At 72.0% G+C, this 23,944-nt stretch carries 15 protein-coding genes; 11 read left to right on the top strand and 4 right to left on the bottom strand.

The features are described 5' to 3' along the window. Window position 1: 1 nt before the first annotated feature. The 11 genes from ACIBA9_RS18020 (at window position 2) to ACIBA9_RS17970 (ending at window position 16,682) form a co-directional block, all read left to right on the top strand. Window positions 2–232, top strand: a complete 231-nt coding sequence (locus tag ACIBA9_RS18020) for an MbtH family protein (protein WP_399364012.1) — start codon at window positions 2–4, stop codon at window positions 230–232. Then, window positions 229–8,538 carry an amino acid adenylation domain-containing protein gene (locus tag ACIBA9_RS18015; protein ID WP_399364011.1) on the top strand — a complete coding sequence of 2,770 codons (8,310 nt, stop codon included), beginning with the start codon at window positions 229–231 and terminating at the stop codon, window positions 8,536–8,538. The genes ACIBA9_RS18020 and ACIBA9_RS18015 overlap by 4 nt, the downstream gene beginning before the upstream one ends. Next, the gene (locus ACIBA9_RS18010) at window positions 8,535–9,791 is read left to right on the top strand and encodes an MFS transporter (RefSeq protein WP_399364009.1); all 1,257 of its coding nucleotides are present in this window, start codon (window positions 8,535–8,537) and stop codon (window positions 9,789–9,791) included. The genes ACIBA9_RS18015 and ACIBA9_RS18010 overlap by 4 nt, the downstream gene beginning before the upstream one ends. After that, the gene (locus ACIBA9_RS18005) at window positions 9,788–10,420 is read left to right on the top strand and encodes a hypothetical protein (RefSeq protein ID WP_399364007.1); all 633 of its coding nucleotides are present in this window, start codon (window positions 9,788–9,790) and stop codon (window positions 10,418–10,420) included. Before ACIBA9_RS18010 ends, ACIBA9_RS18005 begins: the two co-directional genes overlap by 4 nt. Before the next feature lie 41 nt (window positions 10,421–10,461). Beyond that, a complete protein-coding gene (gntD, locus tag ACIBA9_RS18000) occupies window positions 10,462–11,484 on the top strand; it encodes a guanitoxin biosynthesis L-enduracididine beta-hydroxylase GntD (RefSeq protein ID WP_362153372.1) in 1,023 nt (340 codons plus the stop codon). A gap of 127 nt (window positions 11,485–11,611) precedes the next feature. Then, a complete protein-coding gene (locus ACIBA9_RS17995) occupies window positions 11,612–12,460 on the top strand; it encodes a thioesterase II family protein (RefSeq protein WP_399364005.1) in 849 nt (282 codons plus the stop codon). A gap of 68 nt (window positions 12,461–12,528) precedes the next feature. Then, a complete protein-coding gene (locus tag ACIBA9_RS17990) occupies window positions 12,529–12,843 on the top strand; it encodes a hypothetical protein (RefSeq protein WP_399364003.1) in 315 nt (104 codons plus the stop codon). A gap of 100 nt (window positions 12,844–12,943) precedes the next feature. Beyond that, window positions 12,944–13,378: a VOC family protein gene (locus ACIBA9_RS17985; protein WP_399364001.1), complete on the top strand. Its 435-nt coding sequence runs from the start codon at window positions 12,944–12,946 to the stop codon at window positions 13,376–13,378. 51 nt (window positions 13,379–13,429) lie between these two features. Beyond that, a complete protein-coding gene (metG, locus tag ACIBA9_RS17980) occupies window positions 13,430–14,980 on the top strand; it encodes a methionine--tRNA ligase (protein WP_399363999.1) in 1,551 nt (516 codons plus the stop codon). Between the two features lie 168 nt (window positions 14,981–15,148). Continuing rightward, entirely contained in the window at window positions 15,149–15,748 is a 600-nt protein-coding gene (locus ACIBA9_RS17975) for a cysteine hydrolase family protein (protein ID WP_399363997.1), read from the top strand. Between the two features lie 10 nt (window positions 15,749–15,758). Further along, window positions 15,759–16,682 (top strand): GlxA family transcriptional regulator, encoded by a 924-nt coding sequence (locus ACIBA9_RS17970; protein ID WP_399363995.1) that lies wholly within the window; start codon window positions 15,759–15,761, stop codon window positions 16,680–16,682. Between the two features lie 27 nt (window positions 16,683–16,709). Here ACIBA9_RS17970 and ACIBA9_RS17965 read toward each other — a convergent pair whose 3' ends face one another. The 4 genes from ACIBA9_RS17965 to ACIBA9_RS17950 all read right to left on the bottom strand — a co-directional run bounded on the left by ACIBA9_RS17965 (window position 16,710) and on the right by ACIBA9_RS17950 (window position 23,665). Beyond that, on the bottom strand, window positions 16,710–18,974 hold the full coding sequence (locus ACIBA9_RS17965; RefSeq protein WP_399363993.1) for an SWIM zinc finger family protein: 2,265 nt from the start codon (window positions 18,972–18,974) through the stop codon (window positions 16,710–16,712). After that, window positions 18,971–21,844, bottom strand: a complete 2,874-nt coding sequence (locus ACIBA9_RS17960; RefSeq protein ID WP_399363991.1) for an SNF2-related protein — start codon at window positions 21,842–21,844, stop codon at window positions 18,971–18,973. Before ACIBA9_RS17960 ends, ACIBA9_RS17965 begins: the two co-directional genes overlap by 4 nt. A 97-nt stretch (window positions 21,845–21,941) precedes the next feature. After that, window positions 21,942–22,523 carry a sugar kinase gene (locus tag ACIBA9_RS17955; protein ID WP_362153351.1) on the bottom strand — a complete coding sequence of 194 codons (582 nt, stop codon included), beginning with the start codon at window positions 22,521–22,523 and terminating at the stop codon, window positions 21,942–21,944. Further along, the gene (locus ACIBA9_RS17950; protein WP_362153348.1) at window positions 22,520–23,665 is read right to left on the bottom strand and encodes an ROK family glucokinase; all 1,146 of its coding nucleotides are present in this window, start codon (window positions 23,663–23,665) and stop codon (window positions 22,520–22,522) included. Before ACIBA9_RS17950 ends, ACIBA9_RS17955 begins: the two co-directional genes overlap by 4 nt. Window positions 23,666–23,944 lie beyond the last annotated feature (279 nt).

Raw genomic sequence — 23,944 nt, 5'->3', positions numbered from 1 at the left:
CATGGAGAGCACGGCCACCAACCCGTTCGAGGACACCGCGGGCGAGTACCTCGTGCTGCGCAACACCGCCGGCCAGTACTCCTTGTGGCCGGGCTTCGCGGAGGTGCCCGGCGGGTGGCGCACCGTCTTCGGGCCCGAACCGCGGACGGCCTGCGTCGAGCACATCGAGCGGAGCTGGACGGACCTGACCCCCGCCCGGCGGGGCGTCGAGGCGGGAGAACAGACTTCATGACCACGCAACTCGAGCCCATCGGCCACCTGGGCCGGGGCGAGGAGCGAACGGCCGGTCTCGTCGGCCGGTTCGAGGAGCAGGCCGCCCTGGCGCCCCAGGCGCCGGCGCTGGTCGCCGGGGACACCGTCGTGAGCTACGGCGAGCTCAACGCCCGGGCCGACCAGGTGGCGCGGCGGCTGATCGACCGCGGTGTCGGCCCGGAAGACGTCGTGGCGGTCCTTCTGCCCTCCTCCCCCGACCTGGTCGCCGCGCTGCTGGGCACCTTGAAGACGGGGGCGATGTATCTGCCCCTGGACCCGAACTACCCGCCCGACCGGCTCGCCTACATGTGGGCCGACGCCGGGCCTCGGGCGCTGCTCACCACCCGCGAGACGGCAACCGGTCTGGAGGAGACCGCCGCGTTCGGCGGGGCCGCGCACCTGTACCTGGACGAGCGGGACGACCATCCGTATCCGGCGCCGGCCGGGGCGTCGAACCCCGGCTACGACCCGGACCGCGGCGCCTACACCATCTACACCTCCGGCTCGACGGGCCGCCCCAAGGGCGTGATCGTCACCCACCGCTCGCTGACGAACTTCCTGGAGTGCCTCTCGGACCGGTTCCGGGTGCACTCCGGTGACGTGGTGTTCTCCACCACCTCGATCTCGTTCGACATCGCCGGTCTGGAGCTGTACCTGCCGCTGGTCAACGGCGCCGTGGTGCACCTGGTGTCCCGGGACACCGCGGTGGACGGGGTGGCGTTGCGCCGCTATCTGGTCGCGGCCCGGCCCACACTGGTGCAGGGCACTCCGGCTCTGTGGCAACTGCTGCGGGAGGCCGGCTGGAGCCCGAGCGAACTGCCGCTCCCGGCACGCCTGTTGTGCGGTGGCGAGGCACTTCCGCAGGATCTCGGTGACTTCCTCGCCGCCGGTGCGGCCGAGGTGTGGAACCTGTACGGGCCGACGGAGACCACCATCTGGTCGCTGCTGGCACCGGTGGTCGCGGGGGAACCCGTCACCATCGGCTCCCCGCTGTGGAACACCGCGGTCCACGTCCTCGACGACCGTCTGGCACCGGTGGCGCAGGGCGCGACGGGCGAGCTGTACCTCTCCGGGGACGGTCTGGCCCGCGGCTACCACGGGCGCGGCGCGCTCACCGCCGAACGGTTCGTGGCCTGCCCGTTCGGCGCCCCCGGGAGCCGCATGTACCGCACCGGGGACCTGGTGCGACAGCGCGCCGACGGCACCCTGACCTTCGTCGGCCGCGTCGACGAGCAGGTGAAGATCCGGGGCTACCGCGTCGAACTCGGCGAGATCGAGGCGGCGTTGCGCCGGTTGCCGCCGGTCGCCCAGGCGCGCGTGGTCATGCGCGAGGACATCCCGGGAGTACCCCAGCTGACCGGGTACGTCGTACCGGCGGCCGGCCACGCGCCCGAAGCGGACGCGCTGCGCCATGCCCTGGGTTTCTGGCTGCCGGCGTACATGGTGCCCGCGGGCATCGCGGTCCTCGACCGGTTCCCGCTGACTCCGGCGGGCAAGGTCGACCGCAAGGCGCTGCCCCCGCTGGACTTCGCCGGTTCCGGCGCGGGCCGCGAGCCGGGCACCCCGCGGGAACGCGCGCTGGCCGGTCTCTTCCGTGAGGTACTGGCGGTCGCCGACGTCCGCGCCGACGACAGCTTCTTCGACCGCGGCGGCAACTCGCTCCTCGCCACCCGCCTCGTCGCCCGCGTCCGGGCCGAACTCGGCGTGGAGATGCCGATCCGGTCCGTCTTCGACGAGCGCACCCCGGCCGCCCTCGCCCGGTGCCTGGCCGACGCCGAGGAGGCCCGGCCCGCCGTGCGCGCGATGGACCGCGGTGCCTCGCTGCCGCTGTCGTACGCCCAGCAACGGCTGTACTTCCTGCACCGGCTGGAAGGTCCCGCCTCGACCTACAACCTGCCGATCGCCGTACGGCTGAGCGGCGAGCTCGACCTGACCGCGCTGCGCGCGGCGATCACCCGCCTGCTGTGGCGGCACGAGAGCCTGCGCACCCGCTTCTCGGACGGCCCACTGGGAGCCGAGCAGATCGTGGTCGACGCGTCGGACGACGCCGTGGCGGCCGCCGCCGACATCACGGTGCACGAGGTCACCGACGAGGCACTGCCGAAGGCCGTCGACGCCGCGGCGCGGCACCTGTTCGACCTCACCACCGACATCCCGGTACGGGTCGACCTGTTCCGCACCAGCGCGCACGAGCATGTGCTGTTGCTGTGCATCCACCACATCGCCAGCGACGGCTGGTCGCTCGCCCCGCTGGTGCGCGACCTCTGCGACGCGTACGGCGCCCACCGCGCGGGCACGGCCCCGACGGTGGCGCCGCTGGAGGTCCAGTACGCCGACTACACGCTGTGGCAGCGCGACCTGTTGGGCTCGGCCGACGAGGCGGACAGTCTCATGGCGCGCCAGCTCGCCTACTGGCGCGAGCAACTCAAGGGTGCACCCGAGCTGTTGGAGCTTCCCACCGACCGTCCCCGCCCCGCGCGGGCCACCTACCGCGGCGACGTGGTGCCCTTCGAGGTGCCCGCCGAGCTGGCCGGCCGGCTCTCCGAGCTGGCCAGGCAGGAGGGCGTCAGCCTCTTCATGGTGCTGCAGGCGGCCACGGCGACCCTGCTGACGAAGCTGGGCGCCGGCACGGACATCCCGCTGGGCAGCGTCCTCGCGGGACGCGCCGACCGCGCCCTGGACGAGAACGTCGGGTTCTTCGTCAACACCCTGGTACTGCGCACCGACACGTCGGGCGACCCGGCGTTCACCGACCTGCTGGCGCGGGTCAGGACGTCCAACCTGGCCGCCTACGAGCACCAGGACCTGCCGTTCGAGTACCTCGTGGACGTCCTGAACCCGGCCCGCGGGACCAGCCACCACCCGCTCTTCCAGGTCATGCTGGTGCTCCAGAACAACGTGGCGCCACGGTGGCGGCTGGACGGGCTGACGGCCGAGCACGAGGTGGTGCCGACCCGCACCTCGAAGTTCGACCTGACGTTCGAGCTGACCGAGCGGTTCACGGCCGACGGACGACCGGACGGGTTGGGCGGCGAGATCGAGTTCGCGACCGATCTGTTCGACCGGTCCACGGCACGGACGCTGATCGAACGGCTCCTGCGGGTGCTGCGCGCTGTGTCCGACGACCCGGGCCGCCCGCTGGGATCCATCGACGTTCTCGGCGCGGCCGAGCGGCGCCTGGTGCTGCACGAGTGGAACGACACCGACCTCGAACTTCCCCAGGCCACCTACCCGCAGTTGCTGGCCGATCGGGTGGCCCGCACCCCGGATGCCGTCGCGCTCGTCCACGAGGACACCGAGCTGACCTTCGCCGAGCTCGACCGTCGGTCGAACCGGATCGCCCACTGGCTGATCTCACGCGGCGTCGGCCGCGACGACGTGGTCGGACTCGCGATGCGGCGCCGCCCGGAGCTGCTGACGGCGCTGCTGGGCATCCTGAAGGCCGGCGGCGTGTATCTGCCGCTGGACCCCGGCTATCCGGCGGACCGGCTGGCCTTCATGATCGCCGACAGTGCGCCGGTCATGCTGCTGACCACGAGCGACGTCGTGTCCCACCTGCCCGACGACGCACGGCGGGTGCCGCGCCTCGAACTCGACGACCCGGACGCGGTGCGTGCGCTCGACCGCCACCGGGCGGACGCGCCGACGGACAAGGACCGTCGCGAGGCGCTGCGCCTGGACGACCTGGCGTACGTCATCTACACCTCCGGCTCCACCGGACGCCCCAAGGGTGTGGCCGTCACGCACCGCGGCATACCCAACCTCGCGCACAACTACCTGGAGCGGTTCGGGCTCGAGGAGGGCTCGCGGTTCCTGCAGTTCTCCTCCATCAACTTCGACCCCACGTTCTGCGAGCTGTGCTGCACCCTGCTCGCCGGCGCGACCGTGGTGCTGACCTCGCCGGACGAGCTGCTCTCCGCCGACCGCCAGCGTGAGGTGACGGCCCGGTACCGGCCGACACACATCACCTTCTCCCCCACCATTCTCGGGGGGATGGCCGCGGACGCGCTCGCGGACTGCGGCAACGTGATGGTCGCCGGTGAGGCCTGCCCGCCCGCGCTCGCCGCCGCCTGGGCGCCGGGCCGCCGGATGATCAACGCGTACGGGCCGACCGAGGCCACCGTCGACACCTTGTACTGGGAGTGCGGCAGTGGCCCGGACGGGTACGAGGAGTCCTCGGTGCCGGTGGGCCGTCCGCTGACCAACACGAGGGTGTACATCCTCGACGCCACGCTGCGCCCGGTCCCGCCGGGGGTCACCGGTGAGCTGTACATCAGCGGCGACGGTCTGGCCCGCGGCTACTTCGGCAGGCCCGGTCTGACCGCCGAGCGGTTCGTGGCCTGCCCGTTCGGACCCGACGGCGCGCGCATGTACCGCACCGGCGACCTCGCGCGCCGGCGCGCGGACGGCGTGGTGGACTTCGTGGGCCGAGCCGACGACCAGGTGAAGGTCCGCGGCATGCGGATCGAACTCGGTGAGATCGGCGCCGTGCTGAAGGACCACGAGAACGTGGCGCAGTCGGCCGTCATCGTCCGCGAGGACACCCCGGGGCATCAGCAGCTGGTCGGCTACGTCGTACCCGACGACTCCCGGGAACCCGGCGAAGCCCACGACATCGGTCACGTCGGCACCTGGCACGAGATCCACGAGCAGGGGTACAGCGAGCAGCGGGATCTCGGCGCCGAGCAGGACTTCACCGGCTGGAACTCCAGCTACGACAACGAGCCGCTGCCGCTGGAACACATGAGCCAGTGGCAGACGGCCACGGTCGACCGCATCCTGGAGCTGCGGCCGGACCGGGTGCTGGAGGTGGGCGTCGGGTCGGGGCTGATCCTCCGCCCGGTCGCGCCGCACTGCGCCTCCTACACCGGTGTGGACTTCTCCCACGCGCTGATCCAGGCCCTGGGCGCGGCCGTCGCCGGCACGGAGCTGCACGAGCGGGTCGATCTGCACACGATGGCCGCGCACGAGATCGGCGCGCTGGCGCCGGCCCGTTTCGACACCGTGGTGATCAACTCGGTGGCGCAGTACTTCCCCAGCGTCGACTACCTCATCGATGTGCTGCGCCAGGCGATGGGACTGCTCGCCCCCGGTGGGCGGATCCTGCTCGGTGACATCCGCGATCTGCGACTGCTGCGGGCCTTCGTCACCGCCGTCGTCCTGCACGACGGCGCGCACGCCGACGACTCGTTGTCCACGGTGCGCCATCTCGTCGCCCACCAGCAGGAGCTGGAGGCCGAGTTGCTGCTCGATCCGGTGTTCTTCGCGCGGATCGGAGAATGGGTGCCGGACGTCGCCGGTGTGGACGTGCGACTCAAGCGCAGCCCTTTCCGCAACGAGCTGACGGACTTCCGCTACGACGTGGTCCTGCACAAGCGGGGAGCGGACCTGGTGTCCCTCGCCGACGTGCCCGAGCGGGAGTGGAGCGGCACCCAGGACATCGGCACCCGGCTGACCACGGACCGGCCGCGGGCGCTGCGTGTCACCGGCGTCCCCAACGGCCGGGTGGCCGCCCAGGTGGCGATCGCGGAACGGGTGGCTCGCGGCGCCGACACCCTCGTACGGGATCTGCCGGAGGCGGCTGTCGCACCGTCCGGCGTCGACCCGGAGTTCCTGTGCGAACTCGGCGCGAGCCTCGGCTACACCGTCCACCCGACGTGCACGGACACCGAGTCCGGTGACCGGTTCGACGTGGTGTTCCTCGCCGACGGGACGGCCACGGGAGCGGGGTTGGCCGACGTGTTCCTGGCCGCGGAGGGGGACTCCCGCCCACCGCGTGACCTCGCCAACGACCCCCAGGCCGCCGATCGCGGCCTCCGCCTCGCCGCCGAACTGCGCCGCCACGCGGCCCGACGGCTGCCGGACCACATGGTGCCCGCGGCCGTCGTCGTCCTGGACGCGCTGCCGTTGACCCCGAACGGCAAGCTGGACATCCGGCGGTTGCCCGCACCGGAGTTCACCAGCCGGACGGGCCGGCCGCCGGCCACGCCGCAGGAGGCGACGATGGCCGCGCTGTTCGCCGATGTGCTCGGCCTGGCGGCGGTCGGCACCGACGACCGCTTCTTCGACCTCGGCGGCGACAGCATCCGGTCCATCCAACTCGTCGGCAGGGCGCGCGCCGAGGGTTTCCTGATCACCCCGCGTGACGTCTTCCACGATCAGACGGTCGAGGCCCTGGTGGCCCGGGCCGCCCGGATCGCCGAGGCGAGCCCGGCACAGGACGGCGCGGCCGAGGTCACGGCGGACGACGTCGATGCCTGGCAGAAGATCCTGACGACTCCCGACCCGTCCTACCCGGTGTCCGCGCGGCCGCCGGCCGAGGACCGGCCCGAGGGCCGTCTCACCCGGCGCGTGACCGGTACGAGCGCCGAGCGCCTGCTGACCCACCTGCCGGAGCTGTACCACTGTGCCGCCGAACACGTCGCACTGGCCGCGCTCGCTCCCGTGCTCGTCGAGTGGCGCCGCGCCTACCTGCCGCGGGCCGGAGCCTGGATGCGGCTGGACATGGCCACGCCGGGGGCGGCGGCCGCGTATCCGGTGCGTCTCAACCCGGGCGTACCCGACCTGGACAAGGCGCTGACCGAGCCGCGGGACCTGGCGCGCGTGCTGAAGCGGGTCAAGGAGCAGGTGCGTGCCGTGCCGGAAGCGGGCCGCGACCGCCTCGCGCTGCCGGCCGATCCGGCGACCGACGGGCCACTGTCGGAGTACGGCGCCTCCCAGGTGTCCTTCCGGCTGCTGGCGGCCGACGCGCGGCCGGGCGGGGACGAGGACACGGCGGGTCGCGCCCTGCGGATCGAGGTCCGGCCGAGTGGGGACGGCACCGCCCTGGAGAGCGTGTGGTGCTGGGACGCGAACCGATTCACGGAAGCCGCCGTGGGCGCCCTCGCCGACCGGTGGGTGGCCTTCCTCGGTGCGCTGGCCGATCTGGCGAAGCACCCGGAGCTGGGCGGTCTGACCCCGTCGGACGTGCGCCTGGTCGATGTCAGGCAGTCGGCCATCAACCAACTGGAGACCGACTACCCCGGACTGCGCGACATCCTGCCCCTCGCCCCGCTCCAGCAGGGCTTCCTGCTGCACACCGCCGGCGCGGACGACGGCCCCGATCCCTACCAGAGCCAGACCCTGTTCGACCTGGACGGCCCTTGGGAGGCCGACCGGCTGCGGCAGTCGGCGCACGCGCTGCTGATGCGGCACGAGAATCTGCGCGCCGGGTTCACGCACCACGGTCTGCCAAGGCCGGTGCAGGTGGTGCCGGACCGGGTGGAGGTGCCGTGGACCGTGCACGACCTGTCCCGGCTCACGCCGGCGGAGCAGGAATGCGAGGAGGCGGAGATTCTCGCCGCCGACCTGCGCCGACGCTTCGACCTGGCGGCCCCTCCCCTGGTGCGCTTCTCCCTGCTCAGGCTGGGCGCCGAGCGGCACCGCCTGCTCGTCAGCGACCACCACATCCTGCTCGACGGCTGGTCGGCGACACTGGTGTGGCAGGAGTTGTTCGCCTTGTACCGGGGCGAACAGCTGCCGGCGGCACCGCCCTTCCGGGACTACCTGGCGTGGGTCGAGGCGTCGGACGGCGCTGCCGCGATGTCGGCGTGGCGCGGCTACCTGGCGGACGTCGACGGGCCGAGCAGGGTCCACGCGGCGAAGCCGGCTCAGGGCGTCCCGCCGCGCACCACCACCGTCACGCTGTCGGCGGAGTCGACCGGTTCGCTGCGACGTCGGGCCGCCGAGGCCGGGGTGACCCTCAACACGGCCGTGCAGACGGCGTGGGGTGTGGTGGTCGGCCGTCTCACCGGACGCGACGACGTGGTGTTCGGCAACACCGTCTCCGAGCGTCCCGCCGATCTCGACGGCGCCGAGTCCATGGTCGGGCTGCTGATCAACACCGTACCGCTGCGGGTACGCGTCGAACCGGGCGAGCCGATCGGCGCGACCATGGCCCGGGTGCAGGAGTCACAGCTGGCGACGTTCCCGTACCGCTCCACGGAACTCACGGCAATTCAGCGGCTGTTCGGCACGGACGAGCTGTTCGACACCTGCTACGTCTTCCAGAACTATCCCGCCGACGCCCTTGAGCAAAGCGGTGGCGACGGGCTGTGGGTGCGTGAACGGACACAGGGGATGAAGGGCGTCTCCCATTACCCGCTCGGCATCACGGTGATCCCGGGCCGACAGCTCGAAATCATCGTCGGCTATCACCCCGAGGTGTTCGACGATACCCGGATCGACGAAATCAAGGAGTCCATCATCCGCACGCTCGAAACGATCACGGCAGAGGTGGGCCGATGAGGAACTTCCTGACCATGATCCGCGAACTGCCGTTCGCGATGAAGGTCCTGCTCGTCTCCACGGCCGCGCGAGGCCTGAGTTTCTTCGCCATCCTCGCGTACATGCCCATCTACCTCTACGACACGGTGGGCATGGGCGGGGCCGGCATCGGCTACGTGATCGGCGGAAGCGTACTCGTCGGCACGGTGGCGAGCGTCTACGGCGGTTACGTGGCGGACCGCGTGACGAAGATCAACCTCATCGTCGCGCTCGACACCGCGATCGTCCTGCTCTACCTCAGCCTCACGGTCCTCCACGACCCGTTGAGCGTCACGGCCGTCCTGCTGCTGACCAACGTCGCCTCCTCGACCATGGGCGTCGCGGGCAGTGCCCTGCTCTCCGAGCTGGTACCGCCCGAGAACCGCACCAAGGTGTTCTCGCTGCGCTATTCGCTGCAGAACATCGGTGCGGCGGTGGGCCCCTTCCTCGGTGTCGCCACCGTGGCGGTCGGTTCGGGCGGGCCGTTCGTCCTCAGCGCCGGCATCATCGGCGCGTCCCTGCTGCCCCTGGTGATCTTCCGCCGCCGGTTCGTGCCGGACGTGAACGCGACGCCGGCCGCGGCCGCGGAAGAGCAGGCCGAGGAGGAGACGCCCAGGTTCCGCGACGTGCTGCGGACCATGCGATCGGACCGGCGCCTGGCCTACTTCACCATCGGCGGTGTTCTCAGCATCGTGGTGTACGGGCCACTCCTGACCTTCATGTCGCAGTACCTCGTCCTGGTGGAGGACCGCGATGTCGCCTACCGGCTGGTCGCCTACATCTCGGCCGCCAACGCGGCGGTGGTCATCACTTCCCAGTACGTCCTCGGCAGCCGGCTGAAGCAGGACACCCTGCTCAAATGGCTGACCCTCGGGACGGCGGCCTTCGCGGTGGGGCTGCTCGCGATGTCGCTCTCCACGAACGCGGCCGTCATCGTCGCCGCCGTGGTGGTCTTCAGTCTCGGCGAAGTCATCGTGGTGCCCGCGGAGTTCACGTTCATCGATTCCATCGCCCCCGAGAATCTGCGCGGCAGCTACTTCGGCGCACAGAACCTGATCCATATCGGCATCGCGTTGGGCCCGATTCTCTGCGGATTCCTCCTCCAGCACTTCGCGCCCGTCGTCATGTTCTACGTCCTGGTCGCCGTCGTGGTCGCCAGCTGGTGGTTCTACGTCATCGGATGCCTGGCCACGGTGGCCTCCGGTGCGGCCGTGAAGGCGGGGAGTCCGGTATGAGTTTCGACGAGATCACACGCAAGACGTACTGCCCGTTCGCCAAACCGTCGCAGATGGGCCCCGGCGTCACCATCGCCACGGCCGACATCGAGAAGGAACTCACAGGGCATCGGGAAGTCATCGCGGACTTCTTCCGCACGGCCGACGAGCGCGCACGTGACGGGATGATCGTCACTTTCGAGGACCCGTCCCTCGGTGTCACGCTGGACGCGCTGGTGAACCTGACACGACGCTTCTACGCGACACTCACCGACCTCTTCCCGAGCGTCTACATTCCCGACGATCCGCAGCCGGACCAGAGATGGTACGCGATGATCGAAGGCGAACTGTTCTTCGTGGTCTCCTTCGCCCCCTGCTATCCGGACACCTCGCCGAGACACACCTACGGCGATCAGCGCACCTATTTCCTGCTGCAGCCGGCCAGCACGTTCGAGCGGCACTCCAAGGCCATCGACCGCCAACGGGTGGGAATCAACCGGGCGTTCGCCGCGGTCGGCAGACCATACGACGCGCGCCTGGCAAACGTGGAGAACGACATGTTCAAGGCCGTCATGCCGATCGACCCCATCGACCGGCACATCCCGTGGTGGTCCCCGGAAGGCGCGCACGGCGACGCGGCAGAGAAGTAACTGGACCTTTCCTCGAAGCCCGTAGAAGAAATGAGACGCCAGTGAACGAGTATCGCGGAATCCTGAGCTACGAACTGTCGACCGAGGAGACATCCGCCATCGAGCAACTGCTCGCCGACCCGAAGGTCACCCACCGCGACCCCGGCGGACAGGACTTCCACAACGACGCCTGGGAACTGGTCACGCGGGTACCGGTCGGATTGCGCCGCTTCCTGGAGGACTTCCGGCGCAACGACTCGGCCGCCGCCTTCCTGCTGCGCGGCTTCGGCGTCGACGACACGGCGGTGGGCCCGACCCCGCGGAACTGGGCCGAGGCGGCGGCCGCCGGCCGTACCCGCCGGGAGGAGCTCTTCCTCGCGGTGATGGGCAAGTGCCTGGGCGAGGTGTTCAGCTGGCCCACGCTGCAGTCCGGGCGCATGATCCAGAACGTGCTGCCCATCGCGGGCGAAGAGGCCCAGCAGAGCGGCCACGGCAGCGACGTGCTGCTGGAATGGCACACCGAGGACGCCTTCCACCCCTACCGCTGCGACTATCTCGCCCTCTTCGGCGTACGCAACCACGACCGGGTCCCGACGACCCTGGCCTCGGTCCGGGAGGTGACCCTGTCGGCGGAGGTACGCCAGGTGCTGGCCGAGCGGCGCTTCTACATCCTGCCCGACGACGAACACCTGCGTCAGCTCGCCGTTCAGCGGCCCAACGACCCCGGACTGCTGCGCATGCGCGCGATGAGGGACCACCCCGAGCCGGTCGCCGTGCTCTTCGGCGCCGCGGACTCCCCCTACCTGCGCATCGACCCGTACTTCATGCGCTGCGTCGACGGTGACGCCGTGGCAGAGGTGGCCCTCAAGGAGTTGGTCGCGGAACTGGAGCGGGCCCAGCAGGACGTGGTGGTCGACGCGGGCACGCTCCTGGTCGTCGACAACTACCTCGCGGTGCACGGCCGTCGGGCCTTCACGGCACGCTACGACGGGACCGACCGCTGGCTGCAGAAGGCGGTCATCACCCGGGACCTCCGCAGGTCGCGGGGCACGCGGGACTCCGCCGCCGGCCGCCTCGTGGTCTGACCGCGATGCGGAGCCGGCCGACGGTCCTTCACGACGGCGGCCGCACGAGCCGCCGTCGCGAACACCGCGGCCGAGTCGAGACCCCTCCCCCTGCCCGCCATGAGGCAGCACACCATGAAGGACCGCTATGAGTGTTCTGGAAGACAGCATGCTGAAGGACCGCGTTCTCGAGGACGGCGTTCCGCAGGAGGACGGCGTCCTGGAAGCCCCGGACGGCAAGGCGTGGTTCCGGACCATCAAACGATGCGCGAACCCACGCGTCAGGCTGCTCTGCTTTCCCCACGCGGGCGGGGCCGCGAGCTTCTTCCGCGACTGGGCGGACGGCGTTCCGGACGGCGTGGAGGTCGTGGCCGTCCGCTACCCCGGCCGCGAGGACCGCATCTTCGATCCGATGGCCGACTCCCTGGAGGAGATGGGGCGGTTCGTGGCGGACGCGTGCCGTCCGTTCCTGGACACCCCGCTCGCCCTGTTCGGTCACAGCATGGGCGCGTCCGTCGCCTACGAGACGGCGCTGCGCCTGCGGGAGGAAAGCGGCACGTCGGTCACCGCGCTGTTCGTGTCGGCCCGCACGGCTCCGGGACAGCAGTTCCCCCGTCCCTTCACCTACACCGCGGTCTCCGAACTCCTGGACCACGTAGGGACCTTGGGAGGGACCGACGAGCACGCCCTGCGCGACCCGGACATGCTGGACCTGGTACTTCCCTCCATCCGCGGCGACTACGACCTGGTGGGCAGGTACCGGGGCGCGGTCGATCAGGGCGCGCTCCACACGCCCGTCGTGGCGTACTTCGGGACCCGGGACCCACACGCGGGCAGGGAGGTCGTCGCACACTGGTCGGGCGTGACAAGCGGCAGCTTCTCCCTGCGCGCCTTTGACGGTGATCACTTCTATCTGCTGGACCACCGCCGCGAACTCCTCGCGGACATCTTCGCGCACCTGGAGCAGGTGGGGCGCGACCTTGACGCCGTCGCATGACGCCGCCCTCGGACGGCCGTGACAAAAACCTTTCCGGCGACGGTCGGCCAGCCCGTAGTCTGCTGCGTGTGACAGGCCACTTGGATGAGAACGGCGACAGCGAGGACGTCCCCTCCCCCGGGGAGGGCGTAGCCGACCAGGAGCGCTTCTACTGGGACAACCGGCGGCTCATCCAGGAGTTGGACGACGACGAGGCCGGACGGCGAGAGCGGCGCCGGCTGAAGATGGAAGAGCGGAAGATGCACCTGCGGGTCCGGATGCACCGCTACGCACGCCAGCAGGACCAGGGGCCGCTGCCGGAAGACCTCGTACTGCCACCACTCCAGAGCCAAGAGGACCCCTACGGCCACGATGTCATGGATCCCGACCACGAGCGGGGTTGACGGCCGCGGACCGCGTGCCCCGGCGAGCTGCAAGCCCACGCAGTCTCCTGGAACGCCTACCGCGGACGAGCAACACATTCCCCCCTGCCATGGAGCACCGATGTCTTCGATCAAGCAGTTCCAAGTCACCTTCGACTGTGCCGAGCCCGAGCGGGTAGGCCGCTTTTGGTGCGAGGTGCTGGGGTACGTCGCACAGCCCCCGCCGAAGGAGTTCGCCACATGGGAGGATTTCGAACGCTCCCGGCCGCCTGAGGACCAGGGTTCGTGGTTCGCGTGCTCTGATCCCACGGGGGTGGGCCCGCGGCTGTACTTCCAGCGCGTTCCCGAGGGCAAGGTCGTCAAGAACCGGGTGCATCTCGACGTGCGGGTCGGTACCGGGCTCGTGGGCGAGGAGCGCCTGGCCGCGCTTGAGGCCGAGTGCGCACGACTGGTCGCGCTCGGCGCGGTACGCGAGCGGCTGCTGCTCGCCGACGGCGTCAACGAGTCGTGCATCGGGATGCAGGACATCGAGGGCAACGAGTTCTGTCTCGACTGAACGGGACCCGGACCCGGACCCGGACCCGGATCGCGGGAAGCAGAGGAGACCATGTCCGCCACGGCGTTCATCTCGACGACCATTCCGTATGTCAATGCACAGCCGCACCTCGGACACGCCTTCGAGTATGTGCAGACCGATTCCTTCGCGCGGCACATGATGCGTCAGCGGGACGTCTTCTTCCTCAGCGGGTCGGACGAGAACAGCCTGAAGAACGTGCTGGCGGCGCAGCGCGAAGGAATCGAGACCCAGCAGCTCGTCGACCGCAACGTGCGCTACTTCGAGAGACTGATCGAAGCGCTGGGTATCGGCGTCGACCACTTCATCCGCACCAGTGTCAGCGCCGAACACATCGCCGGCGCAACGGAGATATGGAAGCGTCTGGAAGCCCGGGGCGACATCTACTCCAAAAATTACGAGGGGCTGTACTGCGTCGGCTGCGAACAGTTCTACGCACCCGCGGAGCTGGTCGACGGAAAGTGCCCGGAGCACCTCACCGTGCCCGAACTGATCAGCGAGCAGAACCTGTTCTTCCGGCTGTCCCGCTACGCCGAACCACTGCTGGCGGAGTTGGAGTCGGGCCGCATGCGCGTCTTTCCGGAGTCGCGGCTCAACGAGGTGACCAGCTTCATCCGTTCAGGGCTGGACGACATCAGCATCTCGCGGTCCGTCCAGCGCGCCCGCGGCTGGGGCATTCCCGTGCCGGACTCGGACTCCCAGGTGATGTACGTCTGGATCGACGCCCTCACCAACTACGTGAACGCGCTCGGCTGGACCCGGGACACGGAGAACTACCGGCGGTTCTGGGTGGACACGGACAAGCGGGTCCACGTCATGGGCAAGGGCGTGCTGCGCTTCCACGCCGTGTACTGGCCGGCCATGCTGCTGTCGGCCGGGCTGCCGCTGCCCACCGAGGTCGTCGTGCACGGCTACATCACCAGCGCCGGCCAGAAGCTCAGCAAGAGCCTCGGCAACGCCGTCGACCCCATGGACCTGGTCGAGCGGTACGGACAGGACGCGGTGCGCTATCTCCTGCTCGCCGACTTCTCCCCCTTCGGGGACGGAGACTTCAGCGAGGAGCGGCTGGTCTCGCGGTACAACACCGACCTCGCAGGCGGCCTGGGCAACCTGGTCAGCCGCATCACCGCGATGACCGTCCGCTACCGCGACGGTGCGCTCCCCGCGAGCGGCGCCCTGGACACGCCGGAGACCGCGCTCGTGGAGCAGGCGCTGACCAGCACCGCCGAGTCGCTGAGCGCGATGGACCGCTACGACCACCGCGAGGCGCTGGCCCGCGTCTGGGACCTGGTCCGCAAGGCCAACGCCTATGTGGACGAGCGGGCGCCCTGGCACCTGGCCCGCTCCGCCGAGCAGGGTGACACGGAGGCGGCACGGTCCCTGGACACCGTGCTGCACCAGACGTACCTGGTGGTCCGGCGACTCGGCGTGCTGCTGCGGCCGTTCGTCCCGGACGCGTCCGCCCGGATCCTGACGGCCCTGAACGAGGACCCGCAGCTACAGGAGAAGGACCTGTCGGCGGACCCCTCCGGCCGCGAGATCGAGAAGGCTCCGCCGCTCTTCCCCAGGCTCGAAGTCGCCTGAGCACAACACCGGACCGCCCGGGGGGCGGCATGGTCGTCACCGCCCGGAGCGGTCCGGCCGTCGTGTCACGGCCGACCGGGTGACCGGGTGACCGGGTGACCGGATCGGTCCGCCCCCGGACCCGATGAGGTCTGTCGTCGCCTCGGTCGGGTCGGTCAGGGTGGGAGCATGACCCGAGCACTGATCGTCATCGACGTACAGGAATCCTTCCGCGCCCACCCCCTGTGGAAGACCATCTCCGATCCCGGGATCGCCGACCAGGTGAACCGGCTGGTCCGGCTCGCCCGGCACGCGGGCGACCTCGTGGTGTGGGTGCTGCACACCGAGCCCGGCAGCGGCGGAGTGTTCGACCCCGCCCTCGGTCATGTCCGGTTGCTGGAAGAGCTGCGCCGCGAGGATGGCGAACCGCTGGTCCACAAGACGGCCCACAACGCCTTCACCACCACCAACCTGCAACAACTGCTCACGGAGCGCGGCGTAAGGGAGCTGACCGTCTGCGGCATCCGCACCGAGCAGTGCGTGGAGACCACCACACGCCTCGCGAGCGACCTCGGCTACCGGGTCACCTTCGTCACCGACGCCACCGCCACCCATCCCATCCCGCACCGTGACGCCCCCGCCGACCAGAGCGTCGACGACCTCCTGTCGGACCCCCGCACCCTGGGCGCGGCGGAGGTCATCCGGCGCACCGAGTACGCCCTCGCCGGGCGCTTCGCCACCATCGCCACCGTCGACGAACTGGAGTCCTCGGCCGGGCGTCGGGCATGATGACCGGATCGTGAGCCACATCGTCTTCTTCCTGGTGCCCGGGGTCCATCTGCTGGACCTGGCCGGCCCGGCGCAGGTCTTCTCCACCGCCGCCGGTCTCGGGCACCCCTACACGCTCACCTATGTCGCCGAGCAGACACTGGTGACCACGGCGCAGGGGCTGCCCGTGACCGCCCGGCTCGACTGGCCGGACCTGGGACCGGACGATCTGATCGTGGTCCCCGGCTGGCGGGCCGTCACCCTGGCCGGCGGCCCCGCCATCGGCGCCCCGGCCCTGCGCGCGCTGGCCGAGCACCGGGCCCGGGGCGGCACCGTCGCCAGTGTCTGCGCGGGGGCCGAGGCGCTCGGGCGCGCCGGCCTCCTCGACGGCCGCCGGTGCACCACCCATCACGACGTCCAGGACGAACTCGCACGCCGCTACCCCCGCGCCGAGGTCGTCCGCGACGTCCTCTACACCACCGACGACCGGGTGGTCACCTCGGCCGGCATCGCCAGCGGCATCGACCTGGCCCTGCATCTGGTCGCCGGCCGGCACGGCCCCGCCGTGGCCGCCCGGATCGCCCGGGAAATGGTCGTCTACACGCGGCGCAACGGTCATGAAGCCCAGGCCAGCGCCATGCTCCGGCACCGGTCCCATCTCGACGACACCGTGCACCGGGCGCAGGATCTACTCGACGCCCGCTTCGACCGCTCACTGCCGCTGCCCGACCTGGCCGCGGCCGTGGGGGTCAGCGAACGCACCCTCACCCGCCTGTTCACCCGCGCGACCGGCGGTCTCACCCCGCTGCGCTACCAGCAGGCCCTGCGTCTCGAACGCGCCGAGCATCTCATCGGCCACGGCACCACGATCGAGGCCGCCGCCCGTGCCGTCGGCTTCGAGGACGCCCGGATGCTGCGGCGTCTGCGGGCCCGCGAGAACGCCACGGCATCCTGACGGCCGGCCCCGCCGGGCCGGCCCCGTTCACAGGTCGTCCGGTGTGCCGAGACCGGTCAGTGCGCCGACCGGGTCCAGGTCCGGGGTGCCGCGGGGCCACCAGTCATCCTGGCCGGGCTCCGACTCGTAGGCGTACCACAGCCCGTCGCGGCCGAGCCGGAGCTGGACGTGACCGAGCGGGTGGGTGAGGTGGTTGCGCCAGGGGCGGAACGCCGGGAGGTCGGCGGCGAGCAGCAGGGGGCGGGCCCGGTCGAACCGTCCGGCGGGCGGGTCCCACGGTTCCTCCAGCACGGCCAGTCCCTCCAGGCCGCCCTGTCGCCAGGCGGCGACGGCCCGCGCGAGGTCGGCCTGGGTGCGGTGCACGGCCGTGGCGAGCGTGGCGTACAGCGTGCGGGTGGCCGCCGTGAGGCCGGAGCCGGGGCGCGCCGCGGCGAGCCGCACCGCGTCCTGCCACAGGGACAGCTCGCCCACCGGGTCCCGGCCGGTGCCGAGCAGCGCGTGGGCACGAGCGGCGGCGTCTGTCGCCAGTTGGTCCAGCGCGAAGGGGTCCGGGCCGCCGGGCGCCGCCGGGTACGCGGGCGGCTGCTCCGGGTGCGGGGGTATCGGCAACGGCGGTGGCAGGCGCGGGAGTTCGCGCTCCGCGAAGGCGTCTGTGGCGCGTACACCGGGCAGGGTCTCCGGCTGCCGCTCCCGCGCCGCACGGGCCGCGCGCGCGGCGCTGCGGCGGGACAGCGCGTCGAGCAGGCTCTTCTCGCCGCGGCCGCGCAGCAGGAGCAGGACGAAGGGGTCGGCGTCGAGCAGACGTGCCGTCTGGTAGCAGAGGGCGGCCGCGTGTTTGCAGGGGTGGCCGGTGTCCGGGCAACTGCAGTGGGGGGCGAGATCACCGGGGCCGGGGAGCAGTGGGACACCGCAGTCGGCCAGCGAGTGCGGCAGTTCCTTGTCGAGCAGGGCCGCGATGTGGCCCGGCCGGTCGACCGCCGCGTCCAGGAAGCGCGCCCAGTCCTCGTCGTCCAGCGTGCGCACCCGCACCTGGACGCGGTACGGCCGAGGCCGGCTCCCCCGCACATACGCCAGCACGAGTCCCGGTGTCACGGTGATGGCGTCGACGTGTCCTTGGTCCGCGTAACCCCTGCCGCGCACCAGCCGCTTCGGGTCGAGCGCGCCTTCCTCCAGCGCCTCGACCCAGGCATTGCCCCACCAGGTCCCGGCGAACGCCGCGTCTGATCCGGCGGCCTCGCGGGTCGCCAACGCCGGGAAGGTACGCCGCAGTTCGCCGTCGCGGTGCGGTGTCGCCATGGTGGACGGCAGACGCGGAGCGGATGGCTCAGGGACCGGGTCCTCGAAGGCCAGGGCCTCGTACACCTTGATCTCGGACGCCGGAGCCATGAGCGCCGGAGCCTCGGACGCCGGAGCCTTGGACGCCGGAGCCTTGGAAGCAGAGGGCGCCTGGTCGGCCGGCCGCGCCGAAGATGCCGAAGACACGGCCGCCGCATACGCGGATGCCCAGGTCGACGTCTCGGAGGACTCCGTCGTGGGCGGCGTTTTCGAGGCATCGGAAGCCGATGGCGGGGACGCGGATGCCGGGGGCTGGGACGCCGAGGCCTCGGGCGCCGGAGGTGGGGGAGGCTGCGCCGTGCTGGGGGTGTCGCCGCTCGGTTCCTCGGGTTCGGCCGGGTTGTCGACCCAGGTGGGCATGCGGAAGGCGTTCGCCAAGTAGTGCCGCATGTCCTGGGCGGCCTTGGCCCGCGGGGGCCGGTGCTGCTGCCCGGCCGTGGACGAGCCGTCCGACGCGCGCTTGCCGGGGCGCGCGGACGCGTGTCGCTCGCGCCGGGGCTCCGGCCTCTTCTCGCGCAGGGCCTCGCGCCGGGCCGCGCGGAGTGCCTCCCGGGCGGCGTCCCCGGGGCGGCGGGCGTTCGCGGTCTCGCCGGTACCGGTCTCCGCGGTCTCTCCGGAACGGGTCTTCTGGGGCTCTCCGGAGCCGGTCTGCGGAGTTTTCTCCGGTGCCGGAACGTCCGCGTCGGCCGGCGGCTCGTCGGTGTCGTCACCGCGTACGGCGGCGGACCTGAGTGCCGCTCGCGTCCTGTCGCCGGGCCTGGGCTCGCAGCCGTCGGGGTGTTGCGTGGCGGTCTCGGCGGGGTGCCGCGGTTCCCGTGCCGCACCGGAGTCCGCCTCCGGCGGCGCGGCCTGCGCCGGCCCGGCCGTGCCGTCGCGCTCGGCCTCGGCCCGTTCACGCGCTGCCCGCAGGGCCTCGCGGGCGGCGTCGCCGGGGCGGGAGGGGCCCGGGCTCGTCATGGCGTCCTCCGCAGCGAGACGAGGTCGGACAGTTCGCGGTCCGTCAGTTCGGTGAGTGCCGCCTCGCCGGAGCCGAGGACGGCGTCGGCCAGTGCGCGCTTGGCGGTGAGCATCTCCGCGATGCGGTCCTCGACCGTGCCCTCGGTGACCAGGCGGTGCACCTGGACGGGCTGGGTCTGGCCGATGCGATAGGCGCGGTCGGTGGCCTGTTCCTCGACGGCCGGGTTCCACCAGCGGTCGAAGTGCACCACGTGACCGGCGCGGGTGAGGTTCAGGCCGGTGCCGGCGGCCTTCAACGACAGCACCAGGACCGGAGTCTCACCGCTCTGGAAGCGGTCGACCATGCGCTCGCGCTCGGGGACCGGTGTGCCGCCGTGCAGCAGGTCCACGGGGACCGCGCGGGCCGACAGATGGGCGGTGATCAGCCGGGCCATGCCGACGTACTGGGTGAAGACCAGGGCCGAGCCGTCCTCGGCGAGCAGCGTGTCCAACAGCTCGTCCAACAGGGCCAGTTTGCCGGAGCGCACGGCGAGCCGGTCGGGGTGCGCCTCCTCCTTCAGATAAAGCGCCGGATGATCGCAGATCTGCTTGAGGGCGCCCAGGAGCTTCAGGACCAGGCCGCGCCGGCCGATGCCCTGCGCGGTCTCGATCGCCAGCATCGATTCGCGCACCACGGCTTCGTACAGGGCGGCCTGTTCCCGGGTGAGCGGCACCGGGTGGTCCGTCTCGGTCTTGGGCGGCAGTTCGGGGACGATGCCCGGGTCGGACTTCTTGCGTCGCAGGAGGAAGGGGCGGACCAGCCGGGCCAGGCGCTCCACCGCCTGGGCGTCCTCGCCGTTCTCCACCGCGCGGGCGTGCCGGGCGCGGAAGGACTTCAGGGGGCCGAGGAGTCCGGGGGTGGTCCAGTCGAGCAGCGCCCACAGCTCGGAGAGGTTGTTCTCCACCGGGGTACCGGTGAGCGCCACGCGCGCGGGTGCCGGGATGGTGCGCAGCGCCTTGGCGGTGGCCGAGTAGGGGTTCTTCACGTGCTGGGCCTCGTCGGCGACGACCATGCCCCAGGGCCGCTCGGCGAGGTGGGGGGCGGTGGCGCGCATGGTGCCGTAGGTGGTGAGGACGAAGCCGCCGTCGAGGCCGTCCAGGGTGCGGTCGGGGCCGTGGAACCGGCGGACGGGCACGCCGGGGGCGAACCGGTTGATCTCCCGCTGCCAGTTGCCGAGCAGGGAGGCCGGGCAGACGACGAGGGTCGGCTCGGTGCGGGCCCGCTTCAGGTGCAGGGCGATGAGCGTGACGGTCTTGCCGAGGCCCATGTCGTCGGCGAGGCAGCCGCCGAGCCCGAGGGAGGTCATCAGGTCGAGCCAGGCGAGGCCGCGCAGCTGGTAGTCGCGCAGGGTGGCGGCGAGACCGGCGGGCGGGTCGGCGGGGCGCAGCCCGGCCGTGAGGCGGTCGCGGAGGGTGGCCAGGGCGCCGACGGGGACGGCCTCGACGGTCTCGCCGTCGATCTCGGCCTCGCCGGTGAGCGCGACGGACAGGGCGTCGACCGGGTCGAGCAGGCCGAGTTCGCGTTTACGGGCCTTGCGGACGAGAGCGGGATCGACCAGCACCCAGCGGTCCCTGAGCCGTACGACGGGTCGGTGGGCCTCGGCGAGCGCGTCCATCTCGGCCTCGCTGAGCGGTTCGCCGCCGAGGGCCAGTTGCCAGCGGAACCGCAGCAGGTCCTCGCTCTCCAGATAGCCGGTGCCGTCGGTCGCCGAGCCGGGGGCCGGGCGGACCACGGCGGCGGCGGTCAGGTCGCGGGCGAGGTCCCGGGGCCAGTGCACGGCGACCCCGGCGGCGGCGAGGCGGCCGGCCGCGGCGCCGAGCAGCTCGCCGAGCTCCTCCTCGGACAGGGCGAGGACGTCGGGTACGTCCTGTCCGGTGAGCCGGTCCAGGGGCGGCCACACGCGGGCCGCACGCCGGACGGCCAGGGCCGCGTCCACGCGCGCGCGGGTCCCGAACGTGGTGTCCGCCTCCCCCGACCACAGGGCCGCGGCGTCGGCCACCAGGGTGGGGTCGGCGAGGCTGTGCACCTGCACGATCGCCGCTCCGGCGGCACGCGCGCCATCGATCGCGCCCGCGTCGAAGACGTCGGAGGCGGACAGGTCCAGGCGCAGCGAGATCCGCACGCCCGCGTCCATGCCGGCGGCGACCTCGGCCGCCCACTCCTGGGCCCGTGGCAGGGCCTGGGGCTCGCGGGCGGCAAAGGGCCGGCCGGAAGTGTACGGGGCGGCGGGGGTGCGGGGCAGGGTGTCGGCGACGGCGTCGACGAAGGAGCGGATGAGTGCTTCCGGCGCGGGCAGCCTGATCGGGCCGGGGTCCGGGAGGGGCACCGCGTGGCCCTCCGGGGGCAGGGCGGCGGCGACGGCGCGCAGGTGGGCGATGTCGTCGGGTTCCAGGGGGCCGGCCCGCCAGGCGTCGTGGCCGCTCGGGGTCAGGCCCGGCAGCAGGCGGCCCCGGGCGACCAGGCGCAGGGCGTGCAGGGCGGCGGCGCCCCAGCAGGCCGTGGCGGGGTGGGCGGCCGGGTCGCGCCGGGCGCGGACCAGCAGGGGAAGGGCCTGGGCGAGCGGCAGGGTGAGCGCGGGGACCTGGCGGCGGCGGACACCGGCGCCGTGCCGTCGTACGACCGTCAGTTCGGTGGCGCTGCCGCCACCGGTACCGGCCTCGGTGTCGCCTACGGCGGGCAGGGGGCCGCCGTCGGGATCCCAGAAGGCGACGCGGCCCTCGCGCGGGAGGGGTGCGGGCAGGTACACGCACGCGAGGCGCACCGGGACCGGGATGCCGGTCCCCTCCGGTTCCGCCGTGCGCCGTGTCACCGTGGCCGTGCCGCCACTCATACGTCCTGCCACCTCCCGCCCGTACGTCGGATCAGACGTCTTCGACTCTACGGGCGGGGTCTGACAATCGGCTCCGGCCACCGGCCGGGGGCCAGACTCACGGCACCGTGCGGGAGACGACGAAGACCATCGGCCTCTGCGGGTCGGACAGGTTCACGACGACGTCCTGGGTGGGCGCCGGGTTCTTCTGCCGGTGGGTGAGGCCCAGCCAGGGGCCGGGTCCGGTGAAGTCCCAGCCGCTGACCTTCCGGTCGCGGGCGCCGATGACGATGTCGTCCTTCTTCAGTTCGTCCCGCCGGGCGCCCATGGACTGGAGGAAGCCGTCGAGTCCGGCCTGGTTGGTGCGGAACTGCACGTAGAGGCGGCTGGTCTTCCAGTTGTTCGTCTCGTAGTAGGCGATGTCCTCGGCGGGGTGCGGGACGGTCACCTGGTAGAGGCGGCGCTGCACCTTCGACGGCCAGCCCGCGGTCAGGCCGGTCGCGGAGTACTTGTCCTCCTTGTCCTTGCCGCTGTTGCGGCTCTGGTTCGCGGAGATCACCAGATAGCCGGCCGGGACGCCGATGAGCAGGACGATGATCAGCAGTGTGAGGGCGCGGCGCCTGGCCTTGTGCCGCGGGTCCTCCGCCGGGCGGCGCGGCTCGTCCGGCGGGCCGCCCTGGTGGGGCAGCGAGGGGGTCATGCGCTGTCCCGGTCGCGGCGGGTCTGGGTGTACCGCTCGTAGCGTTCGTGGCGCTCCACCCGGCGCCGCTTGGCGCGACGGAAGCGGCGGGCGACCAGCCGGGCCAGGTCGGCGGCGCCGACCATGCCGGCCTCGGGGCCGAGCTGGGCGCGGGTGATGCGGGCCTCCGGGCGGTAGCCGCGGCCGGTGAGGTGGCGCTTGAAGGCGTCGCGGGCGGGGCCGATGAGCAGGTCGTCGGCGGCCGAGACCCCGCCGCCGATCACGAAGCAGGACGGGTCGAGCGCGGCCGCGAGGTTGGCGATGCCGACGCCGAGCCACTGGCCGATGTCCTGGAGCAGCTCCACGCACATGGCGTCGCCCTCGCGGGCCAGCTCGGTGATCATCGGGCCGGTGATGTCGCCGATGTTGCCCTTGACGTGCTCGATGATCCCGTAGGCCACCGGGGAGTCGGCGACGGCCAGCTCGCGGGCCTCGCGGACGAGGGCGTTGCCGGAGCTGTACTGCTCCCAGCAGCCGCGGTTTCCGCATGGGCAGCGGTGGCCACCGGGCACGACCTGCATGTGGCCGAACTCTCCGGCGACGCCGAACTTGCCGCGCTTGACCTGGCCGTCCTCCAGGATGGCGCCGCCGATGCCGGTGCCGAGGGTGATCATGACGAGGTGGTCCTCGCCGCGGCCGGCGCCGAAGCGCCACTCGGCCCAGGCGGCGGTGTTGGCGTCGTTGTCCACGAGGACCGGTACGGACAGGCGGCTGGCGAGGCGGTCCCGCAGCGGTTCGTTGCGCCAGGACAGGTGCGGGGCGAACAGGACGCGGTTGCGGTCGGCGTCGACCCAGCCGGCCGCGCCGATGCCGACCGCGTGCACGTCGTGCCGGTCGGAGAGGTCCAGGACCAGTTCGGCGATGGTGTCCTCGACGACCTTGGGGCTCTTGGACTTGTCCGGGGTCTCCGTGCGGAGCTTCTCCAGGATGTTGCCGTCGGCGTCCACGACGCCCGCCATGACCTTGGTGCCGCCGATGTCGATACCGACCGTCGGAACGCGGGGCGCGGTCAGGTGGGAGCGGCGCTCGCGGGTGCCCACGGTACGGAGGACCGGGGCGCGGCGGGAACCGATGGGGGCGGTGAGGTCGCGGTAGGTGCTCATCGTTGGACGATTCTGCCGCACGCTCACGCTGGGTGCTGCGCGGGGGAGAAGACGGAGGTGCGCACGCGGCGCGCCGCCGAGGTGGGGGGTGGTCTGGTTCCGGGGGGGGCGGGCAGGGTCTGGGGCGAGGGGCCGGTCCGGTGCAGGGGGCGGCGCCCGGGACGGGGAGGCCTCGGGGCGGGGGCGGGCGATCAGGTGTCGGGGAGGCGGACGGACTCCTGGGGCGTTCACTTTCCGGGGCCGGGGGCGGCGAACCGGGTGGCCGGCGCGCGCCGCCGA

It is taken from the genome of Streptomyces sp. NPDC051452 (assembly GCF_044454765.1).
Taxonomy (GTDB): domain Bacteria; phylum Actinomycetota; class Actinomycetes; order Streptomycetales; family Streptomycetaceae; genus Streptomyces.
This window is presented reverse-complemented; position numbering and strand designations above follow the sequence as displayed.

Excerpts from the sequence above, each read along its gene's own strand:
- ACIBA9_RS18020 (WP_399364012.1), top strand. The coding sequence starts at position 2 with ATGGAGAGCACGGCCACCAACCCGTTCGAGGACACCGCGGGCGAGTAC.
- ACIBA9_RS18015 (WP_399364011.1), top strand. The coding sequence starts at position 229 with ATGACCACGCAACTCGAGCCCATCGGCCACCTGGGCCGGGGCGAGGAG.
- ACIBA9_RS18010 (WP_399364009.1), top strand. The coding sequence starts at position 8,535 with ATGAGGAACTTCCTGACCATGATCCGCGAACTGCCGTTCGCGATGAAG.
- ACIBA9_RS18005 (WP_399364007.1), top strand. The coding sequence starts at position 9,788 with ATGAGTTTCGACGAGATCACACGCAAGACGTACTGCCCGTTCGCCAAA.
- ACIBA9_RS17995 (WP_399364005.1), top strand. The coding sequence starts at position 11,612 with ATGAGTGTTCTGGAAGACAGCATGCTGAAGGACCGCGTTCTCGAGGAC.
- ACIBA9_RS17985 (WP_399364001.1), top strand. The coding sequence starts at position 12,944 with ATGTCTTCGATCAAGCAGTTCCAAGTCACCTTCGACTGTGCCGAGCCC.
- metG (WP_399363999.1), top strand. The coding sequence starts at position 13,430 with ATGTCCGCCACGGCGTTCATCTCGACGACCATTCCGTATGTCAATGCA.
- ACIBA9_RS17975 (WP_399363997.1), top strand. The coding sequence starts at position 15,149 with ATGACCCGAGCACTGATCGTCATCGACGTACAGGAATCCTTCCGCGCC.
- ACIBA9_RS17965 (WP_399363993.1), bottom strand. The coding sequence starts at position 18,974 with ATGACGAGCCCGGGCCCCTCCCGCCCCGGCGACGCCGCCCGCGAGGCC.
- ACIBA9_RS17960 (WP_399363991.1), bottom strand. The coding sequence starts at position 21,844 with ATGAGTGGCGGCACGGCCACGGTGACACGGCGCACGGCGGAACCGGAG.
- ACIBA9_RS17955 (WP_362153351.1), bottom strand. The coding sequence starts at position 22,523 with ATGACCCCCTCGCTGCCCCACCAGGGCGGCCCGCCGGACGAGCCGCGC.
- ACIBA9_RS17950 (WP_362153348.1), bottom strand. The coding sequence starts at position 23,665 with ATGAGCACCTACCGCGACCTCACCGCCCCCATCGGTTCCCGCCGCGCC.